3 protein-coding genes are annotated in these 4,455 nt (G+C 62.6%); all 3 read right to left on the bottom strand.

Going from position 1 to position 4,455, the window contains the following annotated elements:
• Window positions 1–38: 38 nt before the first annotated feature.
• The 3 genes from gcvP to gcvT all read right to left on the bottom strand — a co-directional run bounded on the left by gcvP (window position 39) and on the right by gcvT (window position 4,450).
• Window positions 39–2,894, bottom strand: coding sequence for an aminomethyl-transferring glycine dehydrogenase (gcvP, locus tag ACR0MP_RS21960; RefSeq protein ID WP_480888103.1), 2,856 nt, complete (start codon window positions 2,892–2,894; stop codon window positions 39–41).
• A 111-nt stretch (window positions 2,895–3,005) separates the two neighbouring features.
• On the bottom strand, window positions 3,006–3,371 hold the full coding sequence (gcvH, locus tag ACR0MP_RS21955) for a glycine cleavage system protein GcvH (RefSeq protein WP_170393732.1): 366 nt from the start codon (window positions 3,369–3,371) through the stop codon (window positions 3,006–3,008).
• A 17-nt stretch (window positions 3,372–3,388) separates the two neighbouring features.
• A complete protein-coding gene (gcvT, locus tag ACR0MP_RS21950; protein WP_480888105.1) occupies window positions 3,389–4,450 on the bottom strand; it encodes a glycine cleavage system aminomethyltransferase GcvT in 1,062 nt (353 codons plus the stop codon).
• Between the last annotated feature and the right edge of the window lie 5 nt (window positions 4,451–4,455).

Raw genomic sequence — 4,455 nt, 5'->3', positions numbered from 1 at the left:
AAACCCCCGCCAGTTGGCGGGGGTTTATTGATTGAGGTTTATTCAGCTGCGTCCATGTATTCGGTCATTGGCGGGCATGTGCAGATGAGGTTTCTGTCGCCGTATGCGTTGTCGACGCGGTTGACGGGGGACCAGTATTTGTCGACGCCCATGGAGCCTGGGGGGAAGCAGGCCTGTTCACGGGTGTAGGGACGGTCCCAGTCGCCGACCAGATCGCGCACCGTGTGGGGAGCGTTTTTCAGCGGGTTGTTTTCCGCGTCGATCTTGCCGTCGATGATGTCCTGTGCCTCGGAGCGGATGGACAGCATGGCGTCGCAGAAGCGGTCCAGCTCGTCCATGGGTTCCGATTCCGTGGGCTCGACCATCAGGGTGCCGGCCACCGGCCAGGACATGGTGGGCGCGTGGAAGCCGCTGTCCACCAGACGCTTGGCAATGTCATCGACGCTGACATGGGCCGCCTCGTCCAGCGGGCGGGTGTCGAGGATGCATTCATGCGCCACACGACCCGTTTCCGAGGTGTAGAGGATCGGGTAGGCATCCTTGAGCCGCGCCGCGATGTAGTTAGCGTTCAGGATCGCCACTTTCGTGGCCTGGGTCAGACCCGCGCCGCCCATCAGCAGCACATAAGCCCAGCTAACCGGCAGGATCGAGGGCGACCCAAAGGGCGCCGCCGAGACCGGACCCACGGCAGTGCCGTATTCCGGGTGGCCGGGCAGATGCTCGGTCAGATGCGCTTTGACGCCGATCGGACCCATGCCGGGGCCGCCGCCGCCATGGGGGATGCAGAAGGTCTTGTGCAGGTTCAGGTGGCTGACGTCACCGCCGATGTCTCCGGGACGCGACAGGCCGACCATGGCGTTCATGTTGGCGCCGTCGATATAGACCTGACCGCCGTGATCATGGGTGATCTGGCAGACCTCCTGCACGGTGGTCTCGAACACGCCATGGGTCGAGGGGTAGGTGATCATGCAGGCGGCCAGATGATCGGAGTGCTTTTCAGCCTTGGCGCGGAAGTCATTCAGATCAATGTTGCCATTCTCATCCGCCTGCACCGGCACAACCTGCCAGCCCACCATCTGCGCCGAGGCCGGGTTGGTCCCATGCGCCGAGGTCGGGATCAGGCAGACATTGCGCTGCCCTTCGCCCCGGGCGAAGTGATAGTTGCGGATGGTCAAGAGGCCTGCGTACTCACCCTGCGCGCCCGAGTTGGGCTGCTGGCTGATCGCGTCATAGCCGGTGATCTGGCACAGCTTGTCGTTCAGATCATCGATCATCTCATGATAGCCCTGCGCCTGATCTTCGGGGCAGAACGGGTGCAGGTTGCCGAACTCGGGCCAGGTGACCGGGATCATCTCGATCGTGGCGTTCAGCTTCATGGTGCACGAGCCCAGCGGGATCATCGCCCGGTCCAGCGCCAGGTCGCGGTCGGCCAGACGGCGCATGTAGCGCGTGATCTCGGCCTCGGCCCGGTTCTTGTGGAAGATCGGGTGGGTCAGGTACTCGCTTTCGCGCAGCGCGTAATCCGGCAGGCGATAGGCCACGTTCGAGCTGTCATCCTTGCGGTCGATGCCAAAGGCCCCCCAGACCGCCTCGATGGTCTCGGGGCGGGTCTGTTCGTCCAGGCTGATGCCCACTTTCGTGTCGCCGACCTTACGCAGGTTGACGCCCCGGGCCACAGCGGCCTCCATGACCGTTTTCTGCAGATGGCCAACCTCAACCGTGATCGTGTCGAAGAACACTTCCGGCTCCACAGCAAAGCCTGCCTCTTCCAGACCGGCAGCCATACGCGAGGTCTTGCGGTGCACCGATTGCGCGATGGCCTTGATGCCGTCGGGGCCGTGATACACGGCATACATCGAGGCAATCACCGCCAGCAGCGCCTGCGCGGTGCAGACATTCGAGTTGGCTTTCTCACGCCGGATGTGCTGTTCGCGGGTCTGCAGCGCCAGGCGGTAAGCCTTGTTGCCCCGGCTGTCGATGCTGACACCGATGATCCGGCCCGGCATCGAGCGCTTCAGCTTGTCGGTGGTCGCCATATACGCGGCGTGCGGGCCACCATAGCCCATCGGCACACCAAAGCGCTGGGTCGAGCCGATGGCGATATCCGCGCCCATCTCGCCGGGCGACTTCAGCAGCGCCAGCGACAGGATATCGGCGGCGACGATGGCAATCGCCTTGTGTTCATGCAGGGCCGCAATCTCGGCGGTGAAGTCGCGCACATGGCCATGGGTGCCGGGGTACTGGAAGATGGCGCCAAAGACCGCGCCCGCATCCAGCGTGTCCGGATCAGCCACCTGCACCTCGATGCCCAGAGGCTCGGCGCGCGTTTTAATCACCGCGATGGTCTGCGGGTGGCAGTTCTTGTCGACAAAGAAGGCTGCGTTGTTGGCCTTGGACCGGCCACCGCGCTTGGCCATCGCCATGGCTTCCGCCGCCGCAGTCGCTTCGTCCAGCAGGGATGCGTTGGCCACGTCCAGCCCGGTCAGGTCGCTGACCATGGTCTGGAAGTTCAAGAGCGCCTCAAGACGACCCTGGCTGATCTCGGGCTGATAGGGCGTATAGGCCGTGTACCAGGCCGGGTTTTCCAGAATGTTGCGCAGGATCGGCGCCGGCGTGGTGGTGCCATAATAGCCCTGACCGATCAGCGAGGTCAGAACCTTGTTCTTGCTCGCCACTTCTTTCATGTAGAACAGCGCATCGCGCTCGGTCATCGCCGGACCCCAGTCAAGCGGCTCTTTCTGCCGGATCGCGGGCGGGACGGTGGCGTCGATCAGCTCGTCCAGCGTCTTGAAGCCGATCACCTTGAGCATGTCGCGCATCTCGGTCGGGCTGGGCCCGATATGGCGGCGGTTGGCGAAGTCATAGGCTTCGTAATCGGTCAGTTTGAAGGCCATGTGTGCGCTCCTCAAGGATAGGTCAGGCCCGGCGGAGACGGCAGGAGCCTCCGGCGGAAGTATTTGGAAACAGATGAAGGGGCGGGGCCGCGCACGGACCCGCCGCCTGAGTTAACCGATGAAGGCCTTGTAGCCGGCCTCGTCCATCAGGTCTTCGAGCTGCGACGCATCCGCGATCTTGATCTTGTAGATCCAGGCCTCGCCTTCGGGGTCTTCGTTCAGCGCGCCGGGATTGTCGGCCAGCGCCTCGTTCACCTCGGTGATCTCGCCGTCGACCGGTGCGTAAAGCTCGGACGCCGCCTTGACGGATTCGATCACGCCGATCTCGCCGCCTTTTTCGAACTCGTCGCCTGCTTCCTGCTGTTCCACGAACACCACGTCACCCAATTGCTCGGCGGCGTGTTTGGTGATGCCCAGCGTGGCGGTGTCGCCGTCAACGCTCAGCCATTCATGCTCTTCGGAATAATAGGTTGCCATGTCTCTCTCTCCTGACTTCAACGCTTGTAATTCTGTTTGACGAAGGGCAGCGCCACGATCTCAGCCGGTTGCGGCTTGCCCCGGATGATCAGGTTCACCTTCTCGCCCGGCTCGCCATGGCCTTTGCTCACATAGCCCATCGCCACCGGTCCACCCACCGTGGGGCCAAACACGCCCGAGGTGATCTGACCGATGCTGTTGCCCTCAAGGCACTGGATCTCAACGCCCTGACGCGCTGGCGCACGGCCTTCGGGCTTGATGCCCACCAGCTTTTTGGCGGGACCTTCGGCCAGTTCCTTCTGCACGCGAGCCGCGCCCGGGAAACCGCCCTCTTCCTTGCGGCGCTTTTGCATCGCCCAGCCCAGCGAGGCCTCGACCGGCGAGGTGCTCTGGTCGATGTCATTGCCATAAAGGCACAGACCTGCCTCAAGCCGCAGGCTGTCGCGCGCGCCCAGACCGGCCGCTTCGCAATCCTCATGCGCCAGGAAGGCTTTGGTGATCTCGATCGCCTTGTCCTCGGGGATCGAGATCTCGTAGCCATCCTCGCCGGTATAGCCCAGCCGCGAGATACGGCACTCAACACCGTTGATATCGGCCACCGTGGTTTCCATGAACTTTAGATCACGCGCGGCGGGGCACAGTTCGCCCACAACGTTTTCCGCCGCAGGGCCCTGAACCGCCACCAGCGCGCGGTCGAAAATCTCGATCACTTCAACGCCTTCGAGGTGCTCACGCATATGCGGAATGTCCTGATGCCGCAGCGCCGCGTTCACCACCACAAAGTAATGATCCCCCGCGTTCGACACGATCAGGTCATCCATGATCCCGCCTTCTGCGTTCGTAAAGAACCCGTACCGCGCCTTGCCTTCCTTCAGCGTCGCATAAGCCTGCGGGCAAAGCGCTTCCAGCTTCTCACCCACATTCTCGCCCCGCAAAATCACCTGACCCATATGGCTCACATCAAACACCGCCGCCTTCTCACGGCACTGCTTATGCTCCCCCATAATCCCCAAAGGATACTGAACAGGCATCTCCCATCCCGCAAAATCAACCAACTTACCCCCCAACTCAACATGCAAAGCGT

It is taken from the genome of Ruegeria sp. K3 (assembly GCF_056531845.1).
Note: the sequence above shows the minus strand (reverse complement) of the source record. Positions and strands in the feature narration are given on the sequence as shown.

Coding starts and splice junctions, on each gene's coding strand:
- gcvP (WP_480888103.1), bottom strand. CDS start 2,894: ATGGCCTTCAAACTGACCGATTACGAAGCCTATGACTTCGCCAACCGC.
- gcvH (WP_170393732.1), bottom strand. CDS start 3,371: ATGGCAACCTATTATTCCGAAGAGCATGAATGGCTGAGCGTTGACGGC.